The organism is Sphingobacterium puteale, assembly GCF_050986225.1.
GTDB lineage: Bacteria > Bacteroidota > Bacteroidia > Sphingobacteriales > Sphingobacteriaceae > Sphingobacterium > Sphingobacterium puteale.
Genome location: NZ_CP158959.1, coordinates 5,314,357 through 5,340,871, shown reverse-complemented (window position 1 = coordinate 5,340,871; position 26,515 = coordinate 5,314,357). Strand labels below are relative to the sequence as shown.

Here is a 26,515-nt window from a genome sequence, read left to right as displayed (position 1 = left end):
CTTTTTTGATAGCCTTAGTACTATTTGACAAAGTAAAAATTACGAAAATCAAATATTACTTGTTTGTATGTCTGAATTTAAGCGGGGATGTTCCCGCATTTTTTTTAAAGAAGTTGTTGAAATGAGCTGGTTCTTCAAATCCGAGTGTATAACCGATCTCGGCTACATTCCAATCGGTGTAGATTAATAGATTTTTAGCTTCTTCAAAAATTTTTCTTTTGATAATTTGGGTAGTAGTCAGATTAGTAACCGATTTGACAGAAGCATTTAGGTGGTTGACATGAACATTCAGCTGTCGTGCGAAATCTGCCGCTGTATGTAAGGCCAGTGGATATGCAGGGGAATCCAGAGGAAACTGTTTATGTAGCAGTTCGTCGAATAAGCGATACATTCGGAGACTTCCGGATTGATCCTGTGGGGCTACATCTTCCACTCGCCATTCCAGTGCAAGGTGGAGAATTGAAGCTAAATTGCTCTTGATCGCACTGCAGCGCAAAGGATAACCGGAGTTATTCAGACGGAACATATTGTCAAAAAAAGTTATAACTAGGTTTAGTTGCTCCGCATCCAGAAAAACAATCGGCTTACTCCATTCTTTGAATAATGAGGTCTTTTTAAAAGGTTCAAATGTTTGACTACCAGTGAAAAATTCTTGGTTGAATAAACAAAAGTATCCCTCTTGTTTATTTGTGTCACAGACCCAGCTATAAGGAATATTCAATGCCGGTAAAAAAAGAGCAGGCCGATCTATATACAACTCATGTGGACCATATTTAAACCAACCTTTCCCCAAGATCAGACTGATCTTATAAAAATCACGTCTATTGTAAGGCGTTTTAAAATCACAGTACTTACGGGGTGATATATTAAAATGTGATTTTCCGAGCTCCACATCCAATATTATCCCATCGTTGGAATGCAGATGGCTCAATCGCTTGTAATAATCTTGTATGGTCTCTAATGTTTCACTCATGATTTTGCAAAGTTACAAAAATCAAATGTAATCATCGCTTTTTGTCAAACAGCCAACTTAATGTAACCCTTAAAGACGAAGAAGAGGAGGGGTCTGAAACGTAAAATACTTACGTCCAGAATAAAATAGCTGAAATATGCCAAAAGATGATTGGGCCAAGATCCAAGAAAAAGAGGAGTTTCAAAAACTTTGGAAACTCCTCTTTTGTCAGAAAATTAATGGGAATTAGTTGAGCGGATTGATCACAACCTGATCCACGACTTTCCCTTGCTGATCCAGGATTTTAAATGTTCCTTTTTCATTGTTTAGATCCACCCGAAGTACATTGTTGTTTGAGTTTACAATAATGGGGAAATGGGTGCTGTTTGTTGCATTTTGGATAATATGTTTATGCAGATGGCCAGATAACATAATTTGCGCACCGCCCTTATTTAGGATGGGAACAAATTTTTCTAAGATTTCCTGTTCGCCATGCCAACCTCCGAAAGGGGGCATATGACAGATGACTATCTTATATTTGGCATCTTTAAATGACGGATCTTCAACCGCCTGTGCCAGCCAAGCAGCCTGTTCTGTGCGATAATTATCCATTTCGACAATACCACTGTATTCGATATCCGTATCGGGTTTGTCTTCGCCACAGTCAAGTACGATGAAACCTGTGTTGCCGTGTCGGAACTGATAATAGAGTTTGCCTGTCGGTGTGGGGAAATATTTTGGATACTCAGTCGCAAAGGGTCCACGGGTTTCGTGGTTTCCCCGTGAATAGAACATGGGTTTTTCACTCGCAAATCTTTTAATGGCCGTGTCCATGAATCCGTCATATAGTTGTTTCTCGCTCAGGAGATTATTGACCATATCTCCATTGAAAACAACAAAATCGCTTGTTTTTAAATCGCCGACATCCAATAGTTTATCCAGAACCTCATTGCGTTCATGGATATCGTTGACAACAGTAAAATGAGTCGATGCGGCATTGCCAAGTGTCTGAAAGGATAATGGCGCCTGCCGATAGACGTTGCTGGCCACAACTTTTCCATATTGTACATTAACACCTTCATGTTTTAAAACTTGTTGACTGTATACACGGTATCGGTATCGTGTTCCCGGTTTCAGATTGTTCAAGTTAACCTGATGTAGCGTGCCAACTTTCTTAAAACCGTAGGCTGATGCAAAATACTTGGGTCTCTCTTTAAAGTAAAAATGGCTCGAGTCCTCCGGTGCCAGCTCTACCCATCCCGTTGCCGGTAGATCTGTTGTCCAAACAATGGACACCGAATGTTCGGTCAGTCCTTGGATAAAAGGGAGATGGGTTATTTTGATATCTTCTTGTCCAATAGCCAATAAATTATTGAACAGGAGTAAAGCGATCATGAGATGCAATGTTTTCATGTTAATATCCGGGGTTTTGAATGAGTAAATTGTTCTTTTTTAATTCATCGCGTAAGATAGGTAGAAAATAAGCTTTATCCATCCAGCTGTATTTCTCAAAATCAATATGTCTGATCGTCGGTATGCTAGCCGTGCTGTGGTCAGGGTTCATTTTGTACACAATGTCTGCGACCTTTGTCGTTCGGTTATAAATTTGAGGCCCTAATAGCCAACGACGGACATCATAGAAACGATGTTCTTCAAAAGCCAGCTCTATTCTTCTTTCATTGCGGTACCTTTCTTTTAGCGCGGCTCCTACGTCGGTAATGACCGGCATCCCGGCTCTTTTACGGATCATATTTAAGTAGATGCGGGCTTCGTCCTCCAGTCCCAATTCAATGCAGGCTTCAGCATAATTCAAAAGGACTTCCGCATAACGCATGAAACGCCAGGTCACCGCTTGCTTATCGTATTGCGCGTTTACTGCAGGATCGATATATTTTCGTAAATAATAGCCTGTATATGCGCCATTCCAATCTTCGATCGTACTTTTTCGAGTATCGACACCGTAAACCAGGTCAATTTTGCCAGTAGTAGCGTTCCAACGTTCCCATCTTCCTGTCTGTACTTTATTTTCAGGATCCAGGCCTTTCGCATCATCTGGTCTTTGTCTCCAGGAGGCACCATTATAAAGCACTGTTGCTGCAAATCTGGGATCTCTATTGTTGTAAGGATCTGCCGCCATAGCTGGATCGGACCAATCAAACTTTTTACCGTCCAGGGTTTCGAAATCATCGACAAAGTCTCCGAGCGGTGCATTTGTACCCCAGCCATGGTAACCATTGGGCGAAGAGTAGAGGCCCACACGCTGGCCCATAGGAATGGTAAAGTATTTAATGAAAATATCTTCTTCGGTGTTTTTACTAAGGAAAAGTTCCGTAAGGTTTTGGGAAATATTATCCGTTACAGCCGGCATAGCTTTATACAATCTATATTTGTTCAGATCAATGACAGCTTTGGCCGCATCTTTTGCCGCCTGCCATCTTGCTGAGCGGTTTCCGTCCATATAACGAATCAATTCAGGTTTTTCAAATCCCGGAAATACATCTTTGTTATAAAGGTCACTCGCTGCATAGAGCAGGATCCTGGCCTTCAATGCGAGTGCTGCTCCCTTGGTTGCGCGTCCCTGGTTGGCTCCCGTATGGTCGAGCGGCAATAGTTGGGCAGCTTTGTCAAGTTCCGCCGTCATAAATTTGACGCAATCCGCATACGAACTTCGTTCTTTCTGAAATTCATCAGTCAATGCATACGGCTCCGTGATTAACGGCACACCACCATAAGTACTTGTCAGTAGGTGATAGTAATATGCCCGCATGAAATGCATTTCACCAGTCATACGATCTTTCATCGTTTTCCCATCAATGAGATTGGCGGAGAATGGAACTTGATCAACTTTCGAAAAAAAGAGATTGCAATACCGTATACTTTTATACAAATCAGCCCAGGATCTATAACGCGATACTCCCCAACCCAGGAGGTCATCCGGAGACTGGATGCTACGGTTAAAATTTAGGGAAGCTGCGTTTCCACGGTAATGCCCTTCATCGACCAGGTTGGCTTTGAACCGGCCATCTGTCAAGGGCTCGTCCAGTCGGAAATACAATTGATTGATAAATGTCTCTACCAATGCGGGATCGGTCCAGACCGCGTTTTCGGAAAATTCCGTTGAAGGATCTGTATTTAAAAAGTCCTTTTGACAAGACCCAAGTGCCAACGTTGCTAGCAATATGAATAGATTAAATTGTCGTTTCATGGTGATTAAAATGTTAGTGAAAGGCCCAGGTTATAGACTCTGTTTAGTGGGTACGCCGTTGCTGCGGTAGTTTCCGGATCAAAGTCCTTTACTTTTGTCCAGGTCAGCAGGTTCTGTCCACTGAAATATAGCTGCAATCTGGTCAATCGGAGTTTTTTACAGATATCTTCGGAGAAATTGTAACCAAATTCGAAATTTTTCAACCTGACATAATTGGAGCTTTGCAACCAATAGGTATTATCGTTGGATCTCCAATATTCGTTGTATCTGTTCCACGTACGCGGTTTTGAAGCATCAGGATTATCCGCTGTCCATCGCCCTTCGACATTTTGCTTGAGATAATTACCTGCCTCACCCTGCATCTCATAGTAATTGTTACGAATGGCGCCGGCAGCACCTTGGAAGAATAAGCTTGTATAAAATCCTTTATAAGATAAGTCAATATTAAATCCACCGGTCAATGTCGGAAGTTCTGTTTTTTCGGATCTCACACGATCCAGACCATCTATTTTACCATCCTTATTCACATCTTCAAAGATGATGTCCCCGGGCCTTGCTCCGGCCCAGTGTGGATAAGCGTCGACAGCTGCCTGATCTCGAAATATACCTATCGCATTGTAATAGAGCTTAGCATTCATAGGTCTGCCTGTGGACTGTTGATAATCAGGGATTCCCGGAGTTTCATCCCAAAAGCGAATACGATTATGATTGGTAGCGATATTTCCATTGACAGCGTAGTGGAAACCATTGGCCTGGTCAGCATAACCTAGCTGCAATTCAAATCCTTTGTTTGTCACTTCGCCAATATTTTCTTTAGGTAAGGTTAGTCCTGAAGTGGCGGGAACGGAGGCATTTCTGTTCCATAGTATATTGGTTCGGATATTATAAAAATATTCAGCGGTCAGCGTTAGCTTGTTATTCAAAAATTTGGCGTCTAGACCAAAATTGGATTGATTGGCAACCTCCCAGGTTACATTTGGATTGGGTATTCTGAGCTCATTCAGTACTTTATTTTCTTGTGTACCGTTAAAAACGTAGACATTGGAAGCGCCTGTGAGGAAACCGTAACTTGACATAAATTGATAGTCATCTATGCGATCATTACCCGTTTGCCCCCATGAAGCCCTTAGTTTTAGGTCTGAAATCACAGACTTGATCGGCTGCCAGAATGTCTCATTGGATAAGCGCCATCCTCCGGATATTCCAGGGAAAAAACCGAATCGTTTGTTGCTTGGAAATTTATAGGAACCGTCATAACGCCATAAAAATTCCAATAAATATTTGTTGTCAAAGTCATAATTCAGACGGCCAAAATAATTGAGTCTGGCCTGCATGGCGGATTGACCGGAATTATCTTTTTCAGCATCGCCGCCCGCGAATAGCTCTTCGATGGCAGCAGATACATAATATTTTCTAAAGGCGTAAAATTCCATATTATCACCTTTGATTTTTTCCAGTCCCAATAGGCCATTGAAATGGTGTTTTTCACCTAAATTTCGTTCGTAACGAATCAGCGCATTTAAAGTCAATAGGTTTTTGGTGTCAAAGTCTTGTCGGAGCTGTGGTGCCGTGAATCCCTTCAGTCCGGCGACCAGGATGGGTGTGCCGTTATTGTCCACGGATTTGCCATCCCAATTGTACAATGTCCATGGAGTCTGCCATAATTTGTCGCTCTGTAATGTCCTATCATACGCAACGTTTCCACTTACAGACAAACCTTCGATTCCGGGAACTGTGATTTCAAGATTAGCCCTTGATTCGAGCATCATGGTTTTATTTCGATCGTAACCGGTCTGATTGGTTGTGATAACGACGGGATTATTTCCGTATTCTATATCCGGACCATTTTGTCCAGTAGGCCAGTAGGCATGCATGTTCGGTTTACCTCGCAAGATCATCCCAAAGATATCCGCTGCGGAGCGCGTCGGATAATTTCGGTTATATTCACGCAATGCGGCATTAACCCCATATTTGATATAATCATTGAATTTTCCGTTTAGATTGCTCCTGAAATTGTACTGGTTAAACTTCGTTGCTGAATTTTTATAGATGGCATCCTGTTTATCGTACCCTCCCGAGATATAATAATTGAGGTATTCCGAACCGCCCGTGATATTGAGCGCGGTTTTATGCTGCGGTGCAGCCGCATGAAATGTGGCGGCAAACCAATCTGTATTTGGATATTTCCAGCTATCCATACCCGAGCGGAATAAGGCTAGTTCCTCTTCACTATATTTTGGTTTCTGGCCAGCATAGAGGCCGATCTCATTAAGCATTTGCGCATATTCCGCGGCGTCTGCCATCTTTGGGATAACAGTGGGCTGGGACCATCCCTGATTATGTGTTAGGCTGACCTGCGGTTTACCGCTTTTTCCTTTTTTTGTCGTTACGAGAATAACGCCATTAGCGGCTTGCGAACCATAGATGGCCGCCGATGCATCCTTTAATATCGTCACGCTTTCAATATCCTGCGGATTGAGCCTTTCAATAGATCTGTTGGCGATACCATCGACCACAATCAGTGGTGAGTTGTCTCCCAGGGTGTTGGCTCCCCGGATCCGAAGTGTGGAATTGTCACTCCCAGGCTCCCCGGAAGTCGTTGTCGCCACTAACCCCGGTAGCCGACCCGCAAGCGTATTTGTGACGTTCATTACGGGAGCTCTATCCAGGACATCCCCTTTGATATCAACAATAGACCCTGTGACGGTTGATGCTTTTTGAGTTCCATATCCTACAATCACCACTTCCTCCATTGAAGTTACGGTTTGTTGGAGTCTGATCTCGATATTTTCGTTTGATGTGACCTTATAGTCTATCGCCTGATACCCGACCATACTGACATGAAGTGTGGGCGTATTGCCGGAAACCGATAGCGTAAAAGAACCATCTTCAAGTGTGGAAGTCCTATTGACTGCTCCCACCTCATTTACGGTCGCATTGGCCAATGGAACTCCCTTTGCGTCCAAGATTTTCCCCTTTACGATCTTCTGTTGGACTGCGGTAATCTTTCCTTCAATAGCTTCATGTGCCGTATTGGCAGCTTTGCTAAGAATAATATTTTTGTCGACTATTTTATAGACAATTTGATATTTGCTCAGCAATTCATCCAGTACAGATTCCAGCGGCGCATTGATAAATTTTACATCCGCTGTGCGTTTTTTTGGCAAAAGCGATTCTTTATATAGGATATTATATCCACTTTGCTTCTGAATATCCCTTAGCAAGGTTTCGAGGCTTGCTTTATTTTTTTTGAGATTGATTGATTGTCCGAAAGAACTAGCATACGTGCTTAGGCTAGTTGCGAGGAGTAGAGGCACTGCGATAGACAGTTTCATAACCAATGGTTTGAGGATGATATTCTCCCTAAAATTCATAGGAAGAACAGACCGATTTTTTTTGTATTTTTGCATTCGGTTGATATTTTAAGTTAATATTTGATAAGATGTGTCAACTGTCTCTATGAGACCAGCTTCAGGAGCGGTCGCAACGCTTCTGAAGCCTTTGGTTGTAAAAGGTTAGTTTTTTACATATATTTTCCTCCCTATTAATTCAAAATGAACACCACCGACAAGTTCGATGGTCTTTAATAATTTTTTGATATCACCATATTTTGATATTGTACCCGAAAATTGAAAATCTTCAAATTGAGATTTAAACTCCACCTGAACGTCGTACCAGCGTCCGATAATATCCATCACCTCGACAAGTGGTGTTTTATAAAAAGCAAAATTACCGTCCTTCCATGCGATAGAATAAAAGGGATCAATCGGATCTATCGAAAACTGATGCGATACCTGCTCAAATGTAGCCTGTTCATTGGGTCGCAGGAATTGATCAGGTATTGTCGTATTTTTAAAATTCAGTTTTACTTTGCCTTCTACCAAAGTTGTTATGATTTTCTTTCCATAGTTCTGCACATTAAAAGAAGTTCCCAATACCTCTATGGATTGCGAACCTGTGTGTATGATAAAGGGGATTCGTTTTCCCAGTTCGGTTCGTTTTGCTACATCAAAAAAAGCTTCACCATATAGTTCTACTTCTCGTTTTGATTTATCAAAGACAACAGGGTATTTTAACGTAGTAGATGCATTGAGCCATACCTGTGTGCCATCAGGCAATGTGAGGTTATACTCACCGCCCCTTGGTGTAACAATGCTGTTGTAAACAAGTTTATGGGGATTAACACCATCCTTGATATGGTAGGAAATCCCGCCGGCTGCGGTTTTGATGATCTCAAAATCGCCATGGTCTATAATGGTGTCGCCTTTGATTTTTTCCAGATCAATTCGCCGCCCGTTTTCTAGTATAATCTCGGCACGATCTTTACCCGGAACAACCGATTCGATCCCATGGGTTGTGAGCTGCTGCTCATTGATCAGTGAGCCGTTTGATCTTCCGATAAAATAAATAAGTGAACCGACTCCGACGACTAATAACAGGGCCGCAACGGCTATACTTCGCCATGGGAACATAACCGTTTTTTTTAACGGAGCCAGCTCCAGCAGCTGATGTTTGACACGCTCATCAGCTATGATTTTTTCAAACATATCTTGGTCGTTCATTTCGGACTCGAATCTGTTTACGGTCTCTTCCTCATGCTTTATTTGCTCCCAAGCATCCAAAAAATCTTCATCGTCCATATATTTTACAAACTGCGTTAACGACTCTCCTCGGAGTTTATCGTCATAATACTGACGGATTAATCTTTTGTAAGCTTCTATTTTTGACATCGATGCTGATTTCTACATGCTTTACTATCTATTCGCATCAGCTATCAAAATGTACTAGTCAAAAAATAAAATTTTTTAAAAAGGAAATGGATGGTAAAAAATTGTGGAAAGCCGCAAAAAAGCAGTTTGCTAGCATAGCACTAGCAGGACGGCTAGCGTGAAGAGGATTTTTTGAAGTCTTAATTTGACAAAACTACAGGCGGCAGTCAAATGGTTTCTGACCGTATTTCGGGATATACCGATATGCTCCGCAATTTCCTGATAGCTCTTTTCCTCAAATTTATTCATTTGATAAATCCGTTTTTGTTGGGCGGGAAGCGCGTCAATAATCTTTTCCAGCATTTGCTCATGTTCCTTTTGTTCCAGTTGTATGTGTGCGCAGGATGTGGTATTCAGTTGGATGTTTCCGCTATCCATTCGATATTGTTTTCGGATGACCTCTTTTCGGAAATGGGATATCGCCAATCTTTTGGCTACCACATAAAGAAAGGGAAATATTGCTTCAGCGGACGGAATTTCCTTTCGTTTGAGAAATAGCTGGACAAAAACCTCCTGTACAATTTCTTCGGCCTCGGTAGGAGAAGAGGTCAAACGACATACTTTCTCCTGTAAACTGGGTTTATAGCAATCAAAAATTTTTCGAAAAACTCTCCCATCAGCCATCTGAAATCGTTCAAATTCCTCTAAATCAAGTGGAAATCCTTTCAAATCCATTAGTACATAGGTTTTTGTTGGTCTAAAGAAACAAAATTGATATTAAATTTATATAAAAAAGGTATTAATTCAAAATGAAACCTTTCGAAGCGCGAGACGGGGCAACCTGACGCCATTCGCCGCCATATAAAAACGGTGAAGTCATCTACCGAAACGGAATTGGACGACCAGAGCACGACGGGGCCACGCGAAGATCCATTTCAATGTGTTGTTCGCGAGCTAATTTCTGAAGATAAGGATATAACAAGTGACCTTAAGCAATTAAAGTTTACTTTCAAAATAATAGGTGCCCGAACCAATTTCTCTTGTTGTCTCGGGGAGTATTACTTTTGCTTTGGTATTTGTAGGTATAGTGACCTCAAGTTTTAATACCCCATTTTCTAGTGTCCATGCCGATTTTACTGGACCATATGGGGTTTCTAATTCTGCGGCGGCGTTCGTTATTTTTCCACCTGGTTTGGGTGCAATAATAATGGATTTATAGCCAGGTTCCTCGGCGACCGAATTGATGCCCGCAATCGTTCTGTACATCCAGTCCCCAATTGCTCCGTATGCATAATGGTTGTAAGAGTTCATATCTGGCGTCTGAAAAGAGCCATCCGGCTTAATTCCGTCCCATCGTTCCCATATTGTTGTAGCACCCATTTTAACGGGATAAAGCCATGAAGGATAGCTTTCCTGCATCAGGAGGTCATATGCGACATCATTATGGCCAAATCTGGTCAGCACATGACATAAATAGGGGGTACCCAAAAATCCTGTGGTGAGATGATTACCATAATCACGGATGTTCGCTACTAAGCGATTTGCGGATGCTGCTCGAAGTTCTTCGGGCAACATGTCAAATTGTAGCGCCAGGACATATGCCGTTTGTGTTCCGGAAACCAATCGTCCCGTAGTGGTCATATATTCTTTCACAAAAGCGGATTTAATATTTGCCAGCAATGCGCTGTACTTCGCGACATCTTCCTGTTTGCCCAATACTTTAGCTGCATTGATCAATAATTGGGTAGAGTGTGCGTAGAAAGTCTGGGCAATCAGGTATTTATCTGTAACTGCGGCTCTTCCGTCATTGTCATCATGAGGACGGTAGAAAAGCCAGTCTCCAAAATGAAAACCGGAGTTCCAAAGATTATTTTTGGCCACGGAGGAGATATAATCAACCCATTTTCGCATACTCTCGAACTGTGTTTCCAGCATCTGCCGATCACCATAAGCCAGATACATATCCCATGGAATAATTGTAGCTACATCTGCCCAGCCTGCTGATGCCCCATCATTCGCACCCAGTACATTGGGGATCACATGGGGGATTGAACCGTTAGGCTGTTGATCGGCCTTCACATCTTTAAGCCATTTCGTGAAAAATCCCGCAACATCCATATTGTAAGCCGCTGTATTGGCAAAGGCTTGTGCGTCCCCCGTCCAGCCTAGACGCTCATCACGTTGTGGACAATCCGTTGGTACATCTAAAAAGTTTCCCTTCTGCCCCCATTGAATATTATGTTGTAGCTGGTTCAGTAGACTATTGGACGTAGCAAATTTTCCAGTGGTCTCCATCGCAGAGTATAGCGCGACAGCGGTAAGGTCTTCGGTTGTCAATTCTCCGGGATAGCCCTCGACCTTCACATACCTGAAGCCTTGAAACGTAAAATGAGGTTCAAAGACCTGTTCGGTATTCTCCTTTAAAATATAAATATCCTGAGCCTTTGCAGATCTTAGGTTTGTGGTATAAAAATTACCTTCTTTTGTAAGTACCTCAGCATGGCTCAGCGTGATCTTGGTTCCGGCGGCACCTTTGGCTTTGAGCATGACCCAACCTACCAGATTTTGTCCGAAATCCACAACAGTCTCGCCCGCCGGTGTTTTAAAGACTTTAAGCGCTTTGAACTTTTCGTGCTTTTTGACCGGTGGACCGCTCATTGCCACAAGTTTTTCCGATCCTTTCTCCATCGTGCCGACTGCATTCCATTTATTATCTTCCCGATAGCCAATATTGTCCCATCCGCTTATTTCCAGTCGGGCGTCATAGATTTCACCATCATAAATATCCGATGCCATAATCGGTCCGTAAGCATATTTCCAACTTTCATCGGTTTGGACCGTTTCCGTCGTCCCATCTGTATATTCCATGACAAGCTGCAAGAGCAATCCCCGCGTATCACCATAAAAATTGTGCTGATTTCCAAAGCCAATCCGTCCCTTATACCAGCCGTTCCCGAGACTAACTCCAAATACATTGGAGCCGCTTTTTAGGATCGTGGTTACATCATAAACTTGGTATTGCAAATGATCCTTGTAACTGGTCCATCCCGGAGCAAAATAGGTATCGCTGACACGCTGACCATTGATACGCGCTTCGTATAATCCCTTTGCGGTTACGTAGGCGATTGCCGATTTAAGCTTTTTATTGACGACGAATTCTTTTCTGAAAAGAGGGCTTCTTGCCGCAGTATCTTTTCCTGCCACTTTGATCCAAGTCGCTGTCCAATCTGTGGCGCTAATACCCATGTGAAAGAACGCGGGTTCAGACCAGGCGGAAGTATTTCCATGATTGTCTTTTACCCGAATTTGCCAAAAATATTTTTTTTTTGCTTGTAAAGCAGCCCCCTCATATTTAATCAGTACTGACTGATCTCCTGATACCGCCGCTTTCCACACCAGGTCTTTTCCCGCATTCATCGCAGCTTTATCTCGGCCTACTCTGATTTCATAAGCGGACTGTAGTGTATTCTTTACCGAAGAGCGTATTTTCCAGCTGAACCGGGGACTATCGGTTTCGATCGCCATAGGATTTTTAAGGTGCTCTACTTTAAGGTCAGTTACGCTTAATTTTTGGGCAAAGGTACTGATAGAAAGTATACATATAAATCCTGATATCATAACTTTTTGAAGCAGAGTGTTTATAAATGGTGCCATATTTTAGGGTTGAGGTCAGCCGAAAATCCGGAATTATCCACTATTATCACAAATAAATTTGATATAAGTGTCATGTACTATCCTGTATATTTTTGACGTATCAACACAGAATACAAAATTTGGTAAATATCGATCCTAATAAGTGCTAGATAACAATTCCTGTCTAATGGAAAGATTTTTTACGAGGCGCATATCTTATAATCGCTAAAAAGCAGATGTGAAAACTTGTCCTATGCAAACCCAGAATAGAATGGGTGTTCATAAATTAGTAGTGGACTAAAAACAAATAACTTATGGGAAATTACTATTTGCTTTTAGTTTTGGGCAAAAGTATTGCTTTTAGATCTGTTTGATTCGCAAGTCCTTCTTTGTTAATGATTGCTTTTTAAATTTCACTTATTTATTTCCTTCGTTTACCGAGTTTTTATATCCGTTAACCTAAAGTTGATAGGTTAGGCAACCATTGCGCTGTAGTTTTGAATTAAGAAATAAGCACAACAGAACGAACATTATGAAAGCATCTATAAAAACATTCCTGGCAGTAGCAATGATAACGGTATCCACCTTGGCTATTGCAGCAGATAAAACCTCTTCAAAATCCGAAAAATCCATAGTTAATCTATTCACGGCAAACATTGCTCTTAACCATTATGTTGCGGTGATCACTGCGGGGGAGTCTATAGGTTTAGAGCAATTATTTACAGCAGATTTCACTCAGAAGATCCAGTCGGGAAATGCAACAACAAATGACCGAAAAGAAGTTGTCAAATTCCTGAAAAAGCAAAGCGGCGAGAAGCTCAACTGTAAAGTGAGTACCCGGATTATCGAAGAGTCAGCAGACTATATGGTAGGGAAAATAACGATGCAATTTGAAGACTTTACAAAGACAGACCTTGTGACACTGGTCAATGAGCATGGAGCATGGAGAGTGTCCAGTTCAGTTAATGCCTATAAATAAGATAAAGAATAAAAACTAATGGTGAGTCAAGTTAGAGCTCGTAGCCTGACTATTAGTGAATCGTAAGTTTATAAGTTTAGTTTAGTAGCCACGTCGTGAGATGTGGCTTTTTTATGTTTCCCCCAGCTATCTTCGGCTTAGGTATATATTGGTGGTTTGTTTTCATATTCCAGTTTACAGATTTTATAGGACGGACATCCGTCATTCTTTTTTAATTCCTTTTTAAAGTTACCTTCATAAATTGTCTGAAAAAGAATATACGCATAAAAATAGTTAGCTTTACTTATGATAGTTGATCACTTAAAAATGAGAGCGATATATTTTTCGTGCTTGGAACCATATACCGACGATATCCCGCTATTGGAGTCATGTTGGAATGAAATCACAGCATCATATTCCGATCAGCGAAGAGGCTACCATACGTTGGCACATCTGCAACATTTTAGCCGGCAGTTGGATCTTTGTAAACATCATTTGTCAGATTATCCTACGGCTTATTTGGCCTTGATCTATCATGATATCGTATACTTTATGCTGGATGGTACAAATGAAGAAAAAAGTGCACTGGTTGCGGTGGATCATTTACGTAGATTGAACTATCCATCGGATTTGATCAACACTTGTCAGGAGATGATTCTGGCAACAAAAACACATTCAATGAATAGCAGTTCTGATATCAATTATTTTATTGATGCTGACATGTCTATATTGGGAGCTGATAAGGTATCTTATGCAAAATACGTCGCTGGTATCCGTAAAGAATATGGAGATTCAATTTATTTTGATGAGGGTAGAAAGCATGTTTTACAAAGTTTTCTCGAGATGGAAAGAATATTTAAAACGGATTTTTTCTATAAAAAATATGAAGAAAAGGCACGTCTCAATATTCAAAATGAAATCGAGGATTTGAGCTGAATTCCTAATTTTTCATTGTCTTCAGTATCTTCTAATTTGACCGATTGTTTAGCCTGTGTCTCATATGCTAGCCTGCTGTTTTGTTTTGGTGTAAAATAAGCAATAAGAGCAGTTTTACCCCTAGTGTCCACATTTGCTAAGGCAGTTGATAAGTGCTATACCATAAGAGATAGCACTTTATTGATTAATGCTCATTGCCCTTATAAATCCGCATTGATTCAGTTTTTCCGGCTCTCTCAAAGCCGTTCTTTTTGTAGAAATCTACAGATTTCCCGTCTGCTGTAAGTATTTGCATATGAAAAATGAACATAGATATCTTGCATTTTTTCCAGAATAAGCTAGCCTATCCCATTGCCTTGATAGTCAAGATTGACTAGTAGGTTCGGGTAATAAACGACAAGGTGGCCAGCTGAAATTGCATTTCCCAGTCCACCAATGTGTCTTCTCTCCATGCGGAAATCAATGTATGCGAATTCATCAGTGCTTGATACAATTCACCTCCCAAATTCTGCCATTCACCGAGTTTTCCTTTCCGCTGGTCTAAAGAAAATAGGCTAAGATTGCGTTATGTGGTAGTTTTGAATCAACAAATAAAAACTAGATAGCATAAGAAACAACAGAAAAAAGGGGGGGTGAAATCAGTAGCGAAGGGTGGTCATGGACTTATGTATCTTCCCATGGGGGGAAAATCAACCTTGGAATTTTTCAGAACGATGTTTAATTAATAAAGAAGAGGAATAATATTTATTCCGCTATCAATGTTGCCCCTTGCGTTAAAATTTTTTGCTTATTTTTTTTGACAACAAGCGTAATATCCGATGCATCTTTTTCCGCTATAATATTTCGGTAGATAGCATAGGTATAAATCCCGTTGGTAAAAGTGATGACGTGATTACCTCCGCTTCCTTCAAAATCCAGTTTGCCGTTACTCAGGATAATGTCAGGTGGCATGTTTTCTTTTTTTTCGGAATTCCACGAAGCATACCTGTATTTTCCGTTGGTTAATTCATCTATTCTGATCAGGTATTTTTCTGACCTTATTCTATAAACGGGGTTTTTGAATTGTTTTAAAGAATGGTGTATGTATTCTTTTTGTTTTTGAATCAGTGTTTGTCTTAAATTTTTTTCAAATGGACTCTGATAATTTACTGCGGTTATTTTTCCGGCTTCGCTATCTATCCATAGTGTGCCATTATCCAGCATGATTCCGCGCCAGCCAACTACTGTCCATTGGTCCGGTTTTGAATGCGCAATCAGATCCACGAGTGTCTGATCGAAAACCTCCTGAAACCTTTGCTTGAATTCGTTCGGTTTTGTTATCGCTGGAATGGGGTTTTCCCGCTTCAAGGGGTAGTTTATGACCGTTGAAATCTCATCTATGTTTTTTTGTTTGAACAGGGAGATAATATGACTGATGTTGGCTTTTTTTGACGCATCTGAATCCTGTGCGTGGCCAAAGCTATAAACAAATAGTGCTACAATTAGAAAGCTAAATTTCATCTGTTCCTTTGTTATCTGGTATGTAATGCCTACGAAATTAATAAAATTAGATCAGTAGTGATCAATTGAGATTTCTTGTTCAGTTTTATTTATTCCGTAAATAATATTGTCTAAATTGTCCGCATCAATTTTATCTGCTACCAATTTGAAACCGCGGCGTTCCAGCAGCTTTTTGGAAGCTACATTTTCGCGATGTGTATACGCTTCTATAGCCTCAATTCCCATTTCATCAAAAGCATATTTTAATAGGGCCTCTACGGCTTCACTCATCAATCCTTTTCCTTGGAATTGCGGAAGTAATTCGTAACCTAGTTCTGCATATTTTTTGCTCCGGTCAATATTCCACAAGGTTATAGTTCCCACAAATTCATTTTGATCTATTGTTTTAATCGTAAAATAAAATTTATTTTTTTTGACCATCTCAATAAACTGTCTTGTCTCTTCAGGACTTTTATTGATATCTCTGCCAATGTATTTAGCAACCTGAGGATTGGTCCTGAGATTGTGCAGATTTTGCAAATCGGACAATTCGACAGGCTTTAATAGCAATTTCTCTGTTGAGATAGTAGTTTCCATATACAGTTGTAGTTTTATATCTTGATCAAACAAAAATTGTCAATTTGAATGTGTGTTAGGATATTTGATTTAAATGTTATTATATAGATGAAGTTAGTTAATTGGGTTTAATGTCCCTTCGTTTTTGTGTTGTTTTTTTATTTTCAGTCGTCATTTTTGTTCGATACTTTGCCGGTTCTTCGCCTTCTATCCTATAATTTTCTTCCGAAATAAGCAAAACCGTTTTAGTTTCTTTATATTTGTTTTACTCAATCCTATGGATGTATCAATAGTTCAGCTAGGGCCCTGATTTTGGAAATGCCGACACGATCCCTCTCTTGTTCACTAAAGATCTATTGTGTATCGCATAGGAGGGGATAACCAAATACGATAAAGCTATAGCATTTTACTTTTCAGCGAAAGGGATAGTTCTTGCTATTTTGGCGGCATTATGTGAGAAAAGAACAAGATTTGGTAATCCGTTATTTATATTTTCACTTGAGTGACTATGTATACACCGAAATATGATCCTATGGAAGAAAAAGAGATGCTGTCAGACTTGCGTTTGGGCAGCCAAACTGCCTTTCGTCAGATTTACAGTTTGTACAGCGGTCGTATTTACCTCAATATTCGTAAAATGGTCAAATCCGAACAGGATGCTGCAGAACTTTTACAGGAAGTATTTATAAAAGTATGGGATAAGCGCGAACTGATCGATCCCGAACAGTCTTTTCGCTCTTATTTATTCCAGATTGCAAAATACACGGTATATAACTTTATCCGCAAAAATAGTCTGGAGAAACAGATACAAGCCTATCTTAGTCTCCATAATACACAGCTCTATACCCATGTAGAGGAACAATTAAACGAAAAACAGGACGAACAATGGTTGTCGCAAACGATCGAACAGCTTCCGCCTCAACGCAGGCTGATTTATAGACTTTGTAAGATCGAAGGGAAAAGCTATGCCGAAGTGAGTACCTTGTTAAGGATATCGACTTCAACGATCAACGATCATATCGTAAAAGCTACAAAATATATCAAAGAAAGGCATGGTGTTTTGGATAAGTCCACGCTTTTGATAGCTTCTTTTATACTTCTCCAGCAGCATTGATTCGCTACCGTTTTCTTTAGGCAGAAAAAAAATAAAAAAAATACGATCGGAGCAGATGATGTCTGCTTTTGAAGTGTATTAGCTAAAAAGAAGATAACCAATTGTGGAAAAAAAAACACTTCAATATACTTTGAGGCAGTATATACGAGGGAAGCTTAATGAGGAAAATTCCCGTGCTTTTCTTTCCTATATAAAATCCGGTGAAGATCGGATACTGCTGCAGGAACTGATACAGGATGTTTTGGACGATCCGGTCGATCAGGAATTGCTTCAGGACCCTGAACTATTGGCGATATTGGACAACACCTGGGAGCAACTGCACCGTCAGATAAATAAACCCAAAACGAAACCAATGTGGTCCCGGAAAACTATCGGTGCCGTTGCCGCTACAGTCATTGGGATCTTGTTTGTTGGCTGGTGGACTTTTAATGGGGCACAGCATAAAGTGCAGCAGCAGTCTACGGCAGAAGTCATATCGCCCGGAAAGGAATCAGCTACCTTAACCCTGGCTAATGGCAAACAGATTTATCTGCAGGAAACCATGGATGGACAGATAGCGGATGAAATGGGTATAAAGATCTCTAAAAGTAAAGATGGACAGCTGATCTACGAAGTCGGGAAAAATATGGGGGGTGGTACCGGTCACCATATATTATCAACAACCAAAGGTGAAACCTATCGTATTAAGCTACCTGACGGCACACAGGTGTGGCTCAACGCTGCTTCCTCCCTTAAATATCCAATGCGCTTTGATCTGAAGGGAAAAAGAGAAGTGGAATTGACTGGCGAGGCCTATTTCGAAGTAGCGAAGGATACCAAACATCCTTTTGTTGTACAGACTGCGGGTCAACAGATAGAAGTGCTGGGTACCCACTTTAATGTAAATAGTTATCCTGACGAACCGGCACTGCGGACCACACTTTTGGAAGGCCGCGTCGAAGTCTCTTCCCATAATCAAAAACTACGTTTGCTTCCGGGGCAACAATCAAGTCTCAGCTCCAACGGAGTACTAAAATTACAACAAGTGGATACTGCGCCAGTCGTTGCCTGGATAAACCATGAATTTATGTTCGACGGTGATGATATTGAAAGTGTCATGCGTAAGATAGCGCGTTGGTATAAAGTCGACGTAGTCTATCAGGGGAAAAAAACAACAGAGAAGTTCGGTGGCGGCATTTCTCGTTTCGATGATGTCAGGCAAGTTTTAAATCTGCTGGAAAAAACGGGAGCAGTCCATTTTCGGATCAAGGGGAAAATCCTCTATGTTCTTCCATAAGTATTCGTTAAATACTCAATTATAACTCATACCCTAAAAAATAATATGATGAAAAAACATAGACAAATCGAATAGCGATTCCCGTGGGATACAAGAAAGCAACCAAGATCCCGGGGGACTCGGTTGCTGTTTGGGACAATTAATTTTTAACTATCCAATCTGCAGTATGTTTATGTTTTGGACGACTCGAACATACTGCGAATCAAACCTTGCAAATGTATCAAAATTATATCAGAAAAAAGGAGATAGCTTATCTGCTATTCCGTAAACTATGGCTTATTATGCGATTGACGACCATAATTATCTTGGTTACTTTTATGCAGGTTAGCGCTTCAACCTTTGCACAGAAGGTAACATTGGAATACTCCAATATGAGCCTTAAAAAAATCTTTAAGGAGTTAAAGTCACAGACAGGATACAATTTCCTTTATACAGAACGGCAAATGTCAGTAGCCCAACCCGTCAGTATAAAAGTAAAGGATCGGATGTTATCGGACGTACTGGTTCAGATCTTTAAAGACCAGCCTTTGTCGTATCAATTGGACAATAAGACAGTTGTCGTTCGCGAGCGGGCTCAAGCAACGACGATACCGTCATCAGCAACGTCTGCGGCAGGCTCGAATCAGGAAACGATCAAAGGACGGGTAACTAATGAACGCGGTGAAGTACTTGCCAACGTTTCAGTACGTGTAAAAGGAAATGAATCTGCCGGAACCTCTACCGCTGTGGATGGCAGTTTTACAATCCGTAATCTTTCTCCGAAAGCGACGTTGATTTTCTCTTCTGTCGGATATGATCAATTGAGTATGGAACTCGCTTCCATGCGTGCAGAAGACCTGGTGCAGTTGCAGGTCGTAATGAAAAGTAGCAATAGCCAACTGGAAGAAGTTATTGTGATCGGATATGGTACCACCACCCGCCAACGATTGGTTGGTGCTGTCGATCAGATTGGTTCCAAGACCTTTCAGGACAGACCGGTTGGCAACGTGACGCAGGCCCTTCAGGGAGCTTCACCAAGTTTAACCATTCAGCAGAAAAGCATGGATCCAAACGATAATGCAATGAACATCAATATTCGTGGGATATCAACGGTAAATAGCAATGCGCCTCTCGTGGTGATTGATGGAATCATTACCGAAGGTGGAACGTTGAACAAGATCAATCCGGACGATATCGAGACAGTATCGGTACTCAAGGATGCGGGATCTACAGCTATCTATGGTTCACGTTCGGCCAACGGTGTCATTCTGGTCACGACAAAAAGGGGACGGCAAAATCAGAAACCTAGCGTTAACATCGGAACGCAATGGGGAGTACAACAGCCCAAGATCTTGTTTTCTCCTGTTAGAGGCTATGAAAATGCGACGCTACGCAACCTTGCGCTCACCAATTCAGGAATGGATCCTCAGTTTTCACCCGAAGCGATCGCAGATCTGTATGCACATCAGGACATTGAACAATGGAATTTACCTGAGATCATGAAAAATTCCTTCCAGCAAAAATATAATATCAGTGTCTCCGGTGGTGGTGAAAAGAGTTCATATCTATTTTCGGGGGGCTTTTATAACCAACCAAGCAACTTTGTGGGACAAGATTTCGGGATAAAACGTTACAATCTGCGAACTAACCTCAGTACTGAGATCGGTCGTTTTAAACTGACCTCGATTTTAGCTTATACACGTAATAATAATTTAGGAAATACCGCGGGAAGTGCCATTATAAATGCTTCCCGTCTACCTTCATATTATTACTATCGGATGCGGGCCGAAAATGGCAAATATCTGGTCAACAATGCGCTGACGGATCAGAATCCGTTGGCTGAACTTAACGAAGGTGGTTATGTCAAAAATGACAATGATTATTTTAACATCAACCTGAATCTGGAAGCGAAACTGTTCGATGGTTTAAAATTGCGTGGTATCTTTGGTGCCGATATTTACGCCGACCATCGTTTTATTCGACGTATTCAGGTCCCCCTCTATGCTGCCCCAAATGCACTGCAGCCACAGGTCTACGTCAATTCGGACCGCAATACTGAGGACTTCAATGAAAAAGCTTCCCTGTTGAATTTCCAGTTGTTGCTCGATTATGACAAAAACTTTGGAAGTCATCACGTCTCGGGTTTGATTGGCGCATCCAATGAGTCCTATACACGTAGGCAAAACGAACTTAAAATGAAATTTACCGATCCTGTGCTGGGTACACCGACCACCGGAACGGTTATCGATCCTGCAAGTGCACGAGTCACACCCAATGGTACTTTACAAAATAGTATCAATTCAATCTTCGGCCGTGCCGGATATGATTTTGAAAGTAAGTATTTTGCCGAATTCAGCTTCCGTTACGATGGCTCTTCCAAGTTTTCAAAAGCAAATCGCTGGGGCTTCTTCCCTTCTGGATCGTTAGGCTGGCGCGCCTCAGATGAGCAATTTATGGACTGGTTCAAGAACCATGTCGGAAGTCTGAAGATCAGGTCAACCTATGGTGTGCTGGGAAATCAGGCCGTGGACGATTATTCCTATTACTTCACCTATGAATCCTACCCGAACAGTTATGGATTTAATAATAATCCTGTCGCTGCTGCAGGGTTTAATTATGCCAGCCTGGATCTGCGTTGGGAGAAAACCTATAATTTCAATATTGGGCTGGACGCGACTTTCTTTCAGGATAAGTTGACCGCTAGTTTTGATTACTTTAAAAAGCGGACAGTCGATATCCTGATGGCGCCACAGATCCCCTCGACCTTTGGGACTTCATTAAAAAACCAGAACCTGGGCGAAATGAACAATGAAGGCTGGGAGATCAACCTGACTTATCACACAACCACAGGAGCATTTCAACATCAGATTAATGCCAATATGGGGGACAGTCACAACAAGATCGTTGCGATGCCTGGAGATGACCGGATCTCAACAGTGGATAATATTACCAAACTGACACGGGTCGGTCTTCCCTATAATTCCTATTACGGGTACAAAATGGCTGGATTTTTTCAGAATATCGCTGACATAGAAACCTCGGCCCTGCCGAGTGGCATCACTGCGGCGGATTTGCGCCCCGGAGATGTCAAATACGTCGACCGAAATGACGATGGCATCATCGATGCGCGGGACAGATTTGTCCTGGGCAATGGTTTCCCCCGCTTTACATTTGGGCTGACCTACAATCTTAGCTACAAAGACTTTGATTTTAGCATGTTCTGGCAAGGGGTTGGCAAGCGTGATATGATGATCCGTGGTGAACTAATTGAACCCTTTCATCAGAACTATTCGTATGCTATCTATCAGCATCAACTTGATTACTGGACACCGACAAATATCGATGGACAGTGGCCTCGGCTTACCGCAAATGGGTCTACAGCATCGACCAACAACTTTGGAAAAGATTCCGATCTCTACCTTTTCAACGGAAAGTATGCACGACTGAAAAACCTACAGATAGGATATAGTCTTCCAAAAGGAGTTGTTTCAAAATTAGGGCTACAGCGGGTGCGCTTTTTTGTCAACGCCCAAAATTTGCTGACCTTAAGCAAAAACTCTTGGATAGACCCCGAATCTTCTGAATTTGACTCTAACATGGGCGGGTCTGCCAATAGCGCCCGTAACTATCCAACGTTGAAATATTATGGCGGAGGATTAAATATTCAATTCTAATTTTTGATGTGATGAAACGATATAAATTACTTATAGGAGGCCTAAGTTTGGTGGCTGCTGTGCATTTCACTTCCTGTAATAAGCTGGATACCTTGCCAACAGACCGTTTTACCGATGAAAACTTTTGGGATTATCCCGAAAATGCGGAAAAAATGGTCAATATGGCCTATAATCAACTATTTTCTGCTGACCGTTTATGGAATGATGAAGCCCTGAGTGATAATATTTTTGAGGGTAGATCCAATACAGATCAACGTGCCATCCGTAATGGTACCGCAGACCCGACATTGGGGCGTTTCGGCTCGGAATGGTCAGATCTCTATGGGGGCATTAAAACCTGCCATGTTTATCTGGAAAATGTAGATCGTGTACCGGGGCTGGATGCAGCACTAAAACAACGACGTATAGCAGAGGTTCGGTTTATTCGTGCTTCGCTCTATTTTAGGCTGGTCAATTTTTATGGTGATGTCCCTTTTTTTACCAAGGATATCACCCTGGAGGAGTCCAAGACGGTACCAAGGACAGCTAAAGCCACCGTCATGGCTTTTATTCATCAGGAATTGGATGACTGTATGATGGATCTGCCCAGCAAAGATGTACTACCCACTGATGATAGGGGGCGAATTACAAAGGGTGCAGCTTCGGCTTTTCAGGCACGGGCATACCTGTATGAAAGCAACTGGAACAAAGTGCTGGAGTATTGTGAAAATCTCATAAAGAAACAGGCGGAATTTGGAACATATGCCCTTTTTGATAGCTACCCCGACTTGTTTACAGCAGCAAAAGAGTACAATTCGGAGGTTATTCTGGACTATGCCTATGTGCCGCAGCTGAAGACCTGGAATAAACTCTACGATGCCGCACCGATCTCTGCCCAGGCTCGTCTGAATGGCTATGCACCCTTGCAGAGCCTCGTGGATAACTATATCACCCTGGACGGAAATACAATCGCTACAGATCCCAATTACAGCAGTGACGATCCTTATGTTAATCGGGATCCAAGAATGGCTGCAACGATCGTCTTCCATGGCGGTCAATGGACCGACTTTGATGGAACGGTGCGTAAGATTTTTATCAAACCGGGGTCTGGAGGGACAGATAAAGAGCGTCTTGACGAATACCAGGGAGCAAGTGCCAATGCATCACCCACAGGGTATTATGTCAAGAAATATTATGATCAGACAGCGACCGTAAAATACGATGCCGGGCTCAATATCATTATGTTCAGATATGCTGATATCTTACTGATGTATGCCGAAGCAAAAGAAGCGCTTGGACAGCTCGATGCTGCAATATGGGATATGACGATCAAACCTATCCGCAAACGGGCCGGCTTCGAAGCTGCGAAAGCACTGGATTTTCCGACATCTGGTGACCTGAAAACAATTGTTCGAAATGAACGGCGTAGCGAGCTTGCACTTGAAGGTTTACGTTACTATGATATCCTGCGTTGGAAAGCTGGTAAAACCTATCTGGATGGTCAAGTATTGGGCGCTAAATATGGCCGAAACAATAGCTATATCAAATTGGATATTCGACGCTTTGATGAGAGCCGGGATTATTTATGGTCAGTGCCAAGGACACAGATTGATCTGAATAAAAATCTATTGCCCAATAATCAAGGTTATTCAAACTAAAATTTAATTGAAACAAACCGTCACAGACGATACAGAAAGAAAAAATGTACGTTTTGAACGATAAAATTAAAGAAAAAGACATGAAATGGTATTTTAAAGTTATAGCAATGATCGTATTGGCTGCGGGCATCGTTTCCTGCAAAAAAGATGATATGAAATACTCGGATGCGGATGTATCCGCTGTGGATAATTTATATGCGCCTGCGGATGGGAAATCAGTCAAATTATTGAGTTCCAGTTCTGCTGCCTTATATTTTGAATGGGAGTCTGCATTGGTAGCCGACGGGGGAGCGGCCCAATATGAAGTCGTTTTTGATAAAGTGGATGGCGATTTCAGCAAGCCCTTATATACGGTTACCTCGGACAATAACGGGAACTCAAACGGAGCAAACATCAGTCATAAAATATTGAATCAGGTTGCTGCCAAAGCAGGGATCGAGCCGGGGACCAGCGGCGATGTTAGCTGGTCTGTCTATTCAATCCGGGGTATGAAACGGGTGCTGGGTAAAGTGAAAAAAGTATTGAACATAAAAAGCCTGGAAGGTTTTGCAGATATTCCGGATGAACTGTTTATTACCGGAGAGGGAACAGAGAACGGCGAAGCAATTACGCAGGCATTACCGTTTAAACTCGTCGGCAACGGTGAGTATGAAATCTTTACCAAATTGGAAGCCGGTAAGAAATATACATTTATGGACCGAAAATCAGCAGATGCCCGGATCTTCTATTCTGAAGATCAAACAAAATTAAAGGAAAGCGAAGCAGGGAGCAATACTGTGACCAAAACAGCCGTATACCGCATTCAAATTGATTTTAATGTTGCGACAATTACCTATACGGAGATCAAAAGTTTGGGTGTTTATTTCTCCCCTTCAGGAGCAGTTGTACTCGACCTTCCCTATCAGGGGAAAGGGATCTGGTCAGCGACCGGCATTATCAATTTTAAGCAGGAAAGTTGGGGACGCGACCAGCGCTATAAGTTCCAGATGGAAACCGTCAGGGCGGGGAAAGCAGAGACCGTTCAACTTGGTACCCAAAAAGGCACCGATGTGCCGCCTAGCGGTGCTGATCCAACATATTTCTTCGTCCGTATCCTGCCCAATCTTTCGCAATGGGATGACAAGTGGAAATTTGTGGATGCAGTTGACGGGCATCCGACAAAAATCTCGATGATTTTACAGGGAGATAAAGAATATACACATGCGGTAGTTCCAAATTAAGGAGGAAGGATAATGAAGAAAATAATAATGTTATCATCCATGCTGTTGTTACTGTTTGGATGTACAAAAGTCGAGGATACTTATCTGTATGACGATACGATTCAAGAATCCTGGACTGACATTGCTACGCAGGTGTCCGATAAAATGATCACGGGATTCTGGAATGAAGACGGGTATTTTAACAATGCCATCAACCAGTCCGATCCCGGATTTCAATATTGGCCCAATGCTCACGCAATGGACGTCGTTATCGATGCTTACTTGCGTACGAAGGATGCAAAATACAGCGCTTATTTCAGCAAGTGGTTTGAGGGTGTCAAAGCTAAAAATGGTAATAGCTATTACAATGTATTCTACGATGATATGGAATGGAATGCCCTGACGATGCTGCGGTTGTATGAAGTTACCAATGAACAGAAATATCGCGATGCCGTACTGCTTCTATGGGCGGATATCATCAAGGGCTGGAATGAACAATTTGCCGGTGGAGGACTAGCATGGCGAAAAGATATGTTATATAGCAAAAATGCCTGTTCCAACGGACCGGCTAGTATTCTTGCTGCTAGACTTTACATTTTAACAAAAGAAGAAAGTTATCTGACATGGGCCAAAAAGATCTATGAATGGCAGAAGGCAACACTTTACAATCCGTCTTCAGGGGCTGTGTATGATCATATCAATGGAGAGACTGACGCTGTCGATCAGACAACACTGACCTATAATCAGGGAACTTTTCTGGGGACAGCCGTTGAACTCTTTAAGATTACCAAAGATCAGATCTACTTAATCGATGCACAAAAAATCAGTTATTATACCATTACCCGCTGTACCGATATTGGAAATAATATTCTACGTGATGAAGGCAATGGTGATGGTGCATTGTTTAAGGGGATTTTTATTCGGTATTTTGTAGATTATTTAAATCTTGAAGGAATCAACGCGGACTATCGTGCTAAATTTGAAAAGTTTTTGGTCAACAATGGGAAAATAGCCTGGACCAAGGGGACCAGCCTGCCGACTTTATTTTTTGGTTCTTCCTGGTCTCAGCCACCAGTTGGAAACAGTGAGATTACAGCCTATGCAAGTGCTGCAATGCTTTTTGAGGGCTTGGCACGCTATCAGACGAAATTAAAATAGTAAATTGTATATAATAGCCATTAGTTTGCC

The 26,515-nt window shown here is 41.7% G+C and carries 17 protein-coding genes; 8 read left to right on the top strand and 9 right to left on the bottom strand.

The genetic code is table 11. The annotated features are described in order from the left end of the window. Positions 1–55: 55 nt before the first annotated feature. From ABTV71_RS22420 to ABTV71_RS22390, 7 genes are all read right to left on the bottom strand, one after another. The gene (locus tag ABTV71_RS22420; protein ID WP_433901161.1) at positions 56–973 is read right to left on the bottom strand and encodes a helix-turn-helix domain-containing protein; all 918 of its coding nucleotides are present in this window, start codon (positions 971–973) and stop codon (positions 56–58) included. 225 nt (positions 974–1,198) lie between these two features. Next, positions 1,199–2,365 carry a metallophosphoesterase gene (locus ABTV71_RS22415; RefSeq protein ID WP_433901160.1) on the bottom strand — a complete coding sequence of 389 codons (1,167 nt, stop codon included), beginning with the start codon at positions 2,363–2,365 and terminating at the stop codon, positions 1,199–1,201. 1 nt (position 2,366) lies between these two features. Beyond that, entirely contained in the window at positions 2,367–4,157 is a 1,791-nt protein-coding gene (locus tag ABTV71_RS22410; RefSeq protein ID WP_433901159.1) for a RagB/SusD family nutrient uptake outer membrane protein, read from the bottom strand. Between the two features lie 5 nt (positions 4,158–4,162). Continuing rightward, a complete protein-coding gene (locus ABTV71_RS22405) occupies positions 4,163–7,567 on the bottom strand; it encodes a TonB-dependent receptor (protein WP_433901158.1) in 3,405 nt (1,134 codons plus the stop codon). 105 nt (positions 7,568–7,672) lie between these two features. Continuing rightward, complete coding sequence (locus tag ABTV71_RS22400; RefSeq protein WP_433901157.1) at positions 7,673–8,887, bottom strand: FecR family protein; 1,215 nt, start codon at positions 8,885–8,887, stop codon at positions 7,673–7,675. Between the two features lie 129 nt (positions 8,888–9,016). Then, complete coding sequence (locus ABTV71_RS22395; RefSeq protein ID WP_433901156.1) at positions 9,017–9,601, bottom strand: RNA polymerase sigma factor; 585 nt, start codon at positions 9,599–9,601, stop codon at positions 9,017–9,019. Between the two features lie 261 nt (positions 9,602–9,862). After that, the gene (locus ABTV71_RS22390; RefSeq protein ID WP_433901155.1) at positions 9,863–12,484 is read right to left on the bottom strand and encodes a family 78 glycoside hydrolase catalytic domain; all 2,622 of its coding nucleotides are present in this window, start codon (positions 12,482–12,484) and stop codon (positions 9,863–9,865) included. A 547-nt stretch (positions 12,485–13,031) separates the two neighbouring features. Between ABTV71_RS22390 and ABTV71_RS22385 the strand changes: the two genes are divergently transcribed. Together ABTV71_RS22385 and ABTV71_RS22380 are read left to right on the top strand one after the other, a co-directional pair. Beyond that, entirely contained in the window at positions 13,032–13,478 is a 447-nt protein-coding gene (locus ABTV71_RS22385; RefSeq protein ID WP_433901154.1) for a nuclear transport factor 2 family protein, read from the top strand. 306 nt (positions 13,479–13,784) lie between these two features. Continuing rightward, a complete protein-coding gene (locus ABTV71_RS22380; RefSeq protein ID WP_433901153.1) occupies positions 13,785–14,393 on the top strand; it encodes an HD domain-containing protein in 609 nt (202 codons plus the stop codon). Positions 14,394–15,137: 744 nt separating this feature from the next. Here ABTV71_RS22380 and ABTV71_RS22375 read toward each other — a convergent pair. Further along, positions 15,138–15,893 (bottom strand): hypothetical protein, encoded by a 756-nt coding sequence (locus ABTV71_RS22375; protein WP_433901152.1) that lies wholly within the window; start codon positions 15,891–15,893, stop codon positions 15,138–15,140. A 51-nt stretch (positions 15,894–15,944) separates the two neighbouring features. Continuing rightward, positions 15,945–16,469 (bottom strand): GNAT family N-acetyltransferase, encoded by a 525-nt coding sequence (locus ABTV71_RS22370; RefSeq protein ID WP_433901151.1) that lies wholly within the window; start codon positions 16,467–16,469, stop codon positions 15,945–15,947. A 487-nt stretch (positions 16,470–16,956) separates the two neighbouring features. Between ABTV71_RS22370 and ABTV71_RS22365 the strand changes: the two genes are divergently transcribed. From ABTV71_RS22365 to ABTV71_RS22340, 6 genes are all read left to right on the top strand, one after another. Then, complete coding sequence (locus tag ABTV71_RS22365) at positions 16,957–17,562, top strand: RNA polymerase sigma factor (RefSeq protein ID WP_433901150.1); 606 nt, start codon at positions 16,957–16,959, stop codon at positions 17,560–17,562. A gap of 103 nt (positions 17,563–17,665) precedes the next feature. After that, complete coding sequence (locus ABTV71_RS22360) at positions 17,666–18,838, top strand: FecR family protein (RefSeq protein WP_433901149.1); 1,173 nt, start codon at positions 17,666–17,668, stop codon at positions 18,836–18,838. Between the two features lie 215 nt (positions 18,839–19,053). Then, the gene (locus ABTV71_RS22355) at positions 19,054–22,491 is read left to right on the top strand and encodes a TonB-dependent receptor (protein ID WP_433901148.1); all 3,438 of its coding nucleotides are present in this window, start codon (positions 19,054–19,056) and stop codon (positions 22,489–22,491) included. Positions 22,492–22,502: 11 nt separating this feature from the next. Continuing rightward, a complete protein-coding gene (locus ABTV71_RS22350; RefSeq protein WP_433901147.1) occupies positions 22,503–24,128 on the top strand; it encodes a RagB/SusD family nutrient uptake outer membrane protein in 1,626 nt (541 codons plus the stop codon). A 53-nt stretch (positions 24,129–24,181) separates the two neighbouring features. Continuing rightward, positions 24,182–25,348, top strand: a complete 1,167-nt coding sequence (locus ABTV71_RS22345; RefSeq protein WP_433901146.1) for a SusE domain-containing protein — start codon at positions 24,182–24,184, stop codon at positions 25,346–25,348. Between the two features lie 12 nt (positions 25,349–25,360). Then, positions 25,361–26,485 (top strand): glycoside hydrolase family 76 protein, encoded by a 1,125-nt coding sequence (locus ABTV71_RS22340; protein ID WP_433901145.1) that lies wholly within the window; start codon positions 25,361–25,363, stop codon positions 26,483–26,485. Positions 26,486–26,515: the final 30 nt, after the last annotated feature.

Coding starts and splice junctions, on each gene's coding strand:
- ABTV71_RS22420 (WP_433901161.1), bottom strand. CDS start 973: ATGAGTGAAACATTAGAGACCATACAAGATTATTACAAGCGATTGAGC.
- ABTV71_RS22415 (WP_433901160.1), bottom strand. CDS start 2,365: ATGAAAACATTGCATCTCATGATCGCTTTACTCCTGTTCAATAATTTA.
- ABTV71_RS22410 (WP_433901159.1), bottom strand. CDS start 4,157: ATGAAACGACAATTTAATCTATTCATATTGCTAGCAACGTTGGCACTT.
- ABTV71_RS22405 (WP_433901158.1), bottom strand. CDS start 7,567: ATGCAAAAATACAAAAAAAATCGGTCTGTTCTTCCTATGAATTTTAGG.
- ABTV71_RS22400 (WP_433901157.1), bottom strand. CDS start 8,887: ATGTCAAAAATAGAAGCTTACAAAAGATTAATCCGTCAGTATTATGAC.
- ABTV71_RS22395 (WP_433901156.1), bottom strand. CDS start 9,601: ATGGATTTGAAAGGATTTCCACTTGATTTAGAGGAATTTGAACGATTT.
- ABTV71_RS22390 (WP_433901155.1), bottom strand. CDS start 12,484: ATGATATCAGGATTTATATGTATACTTTCTATCAGTACCTTTGCCCAA.
- ABTV71_RS22385 (WP_433901154.1), top strand. CDS start 13,032: ATGAAAGCATCTATAAAAACATTCCTGGCAGTAGCAATGATAACGGTA.
- ABTV71_RS22380 (WP_433901153.1), top strand. CDS start 13,785: ATGAGAGCGATATATTTTTCGTGCTTGGAACCATATACCGACGATATC.
- ABTV71_RS22375 (WP_433901152.1), bottom strand. CDS start 15,893: ATGAAATTTAGCTTTCTAATTGTAGCACTATTTGTTTATAGCTTTGGC.
- ABTV71_RS22370 (WP_433901151.1), bottom strand. CDS start 16,469: ATGGAAACTACTATCTCAACAGAGAAATTGCTATTAAAGCCTGTCGAA.
- ABTV71_RS22365 (WP_433901150.1), top strand. CDS start 16,957: ATGTATACACCGAAATATGATCCTATGGAAGAAAAAGAGATGCTGTCA.
- ABTV71_RS22355 (WP_433901148.1), top strand. CDS start 19,054: ATGTATCAAAATTATATCAGAAAAAAGGAGATAGCTTATCTGCTATTC.
- ABTV71_RS22350 (WP_433901147.1), top strand. CDS start 22,503: ATGAAACGATATAAATTACTTATAGGAGGCCTAAGTTTGGTGGCTGCT.
- ABTV71_RS22340 (WP_433901145.1), top strand. CDS start 25,361: ATGAAGAAAATAATAATGTTATCATCCATGCTGTTGTTACTGTTTGGA.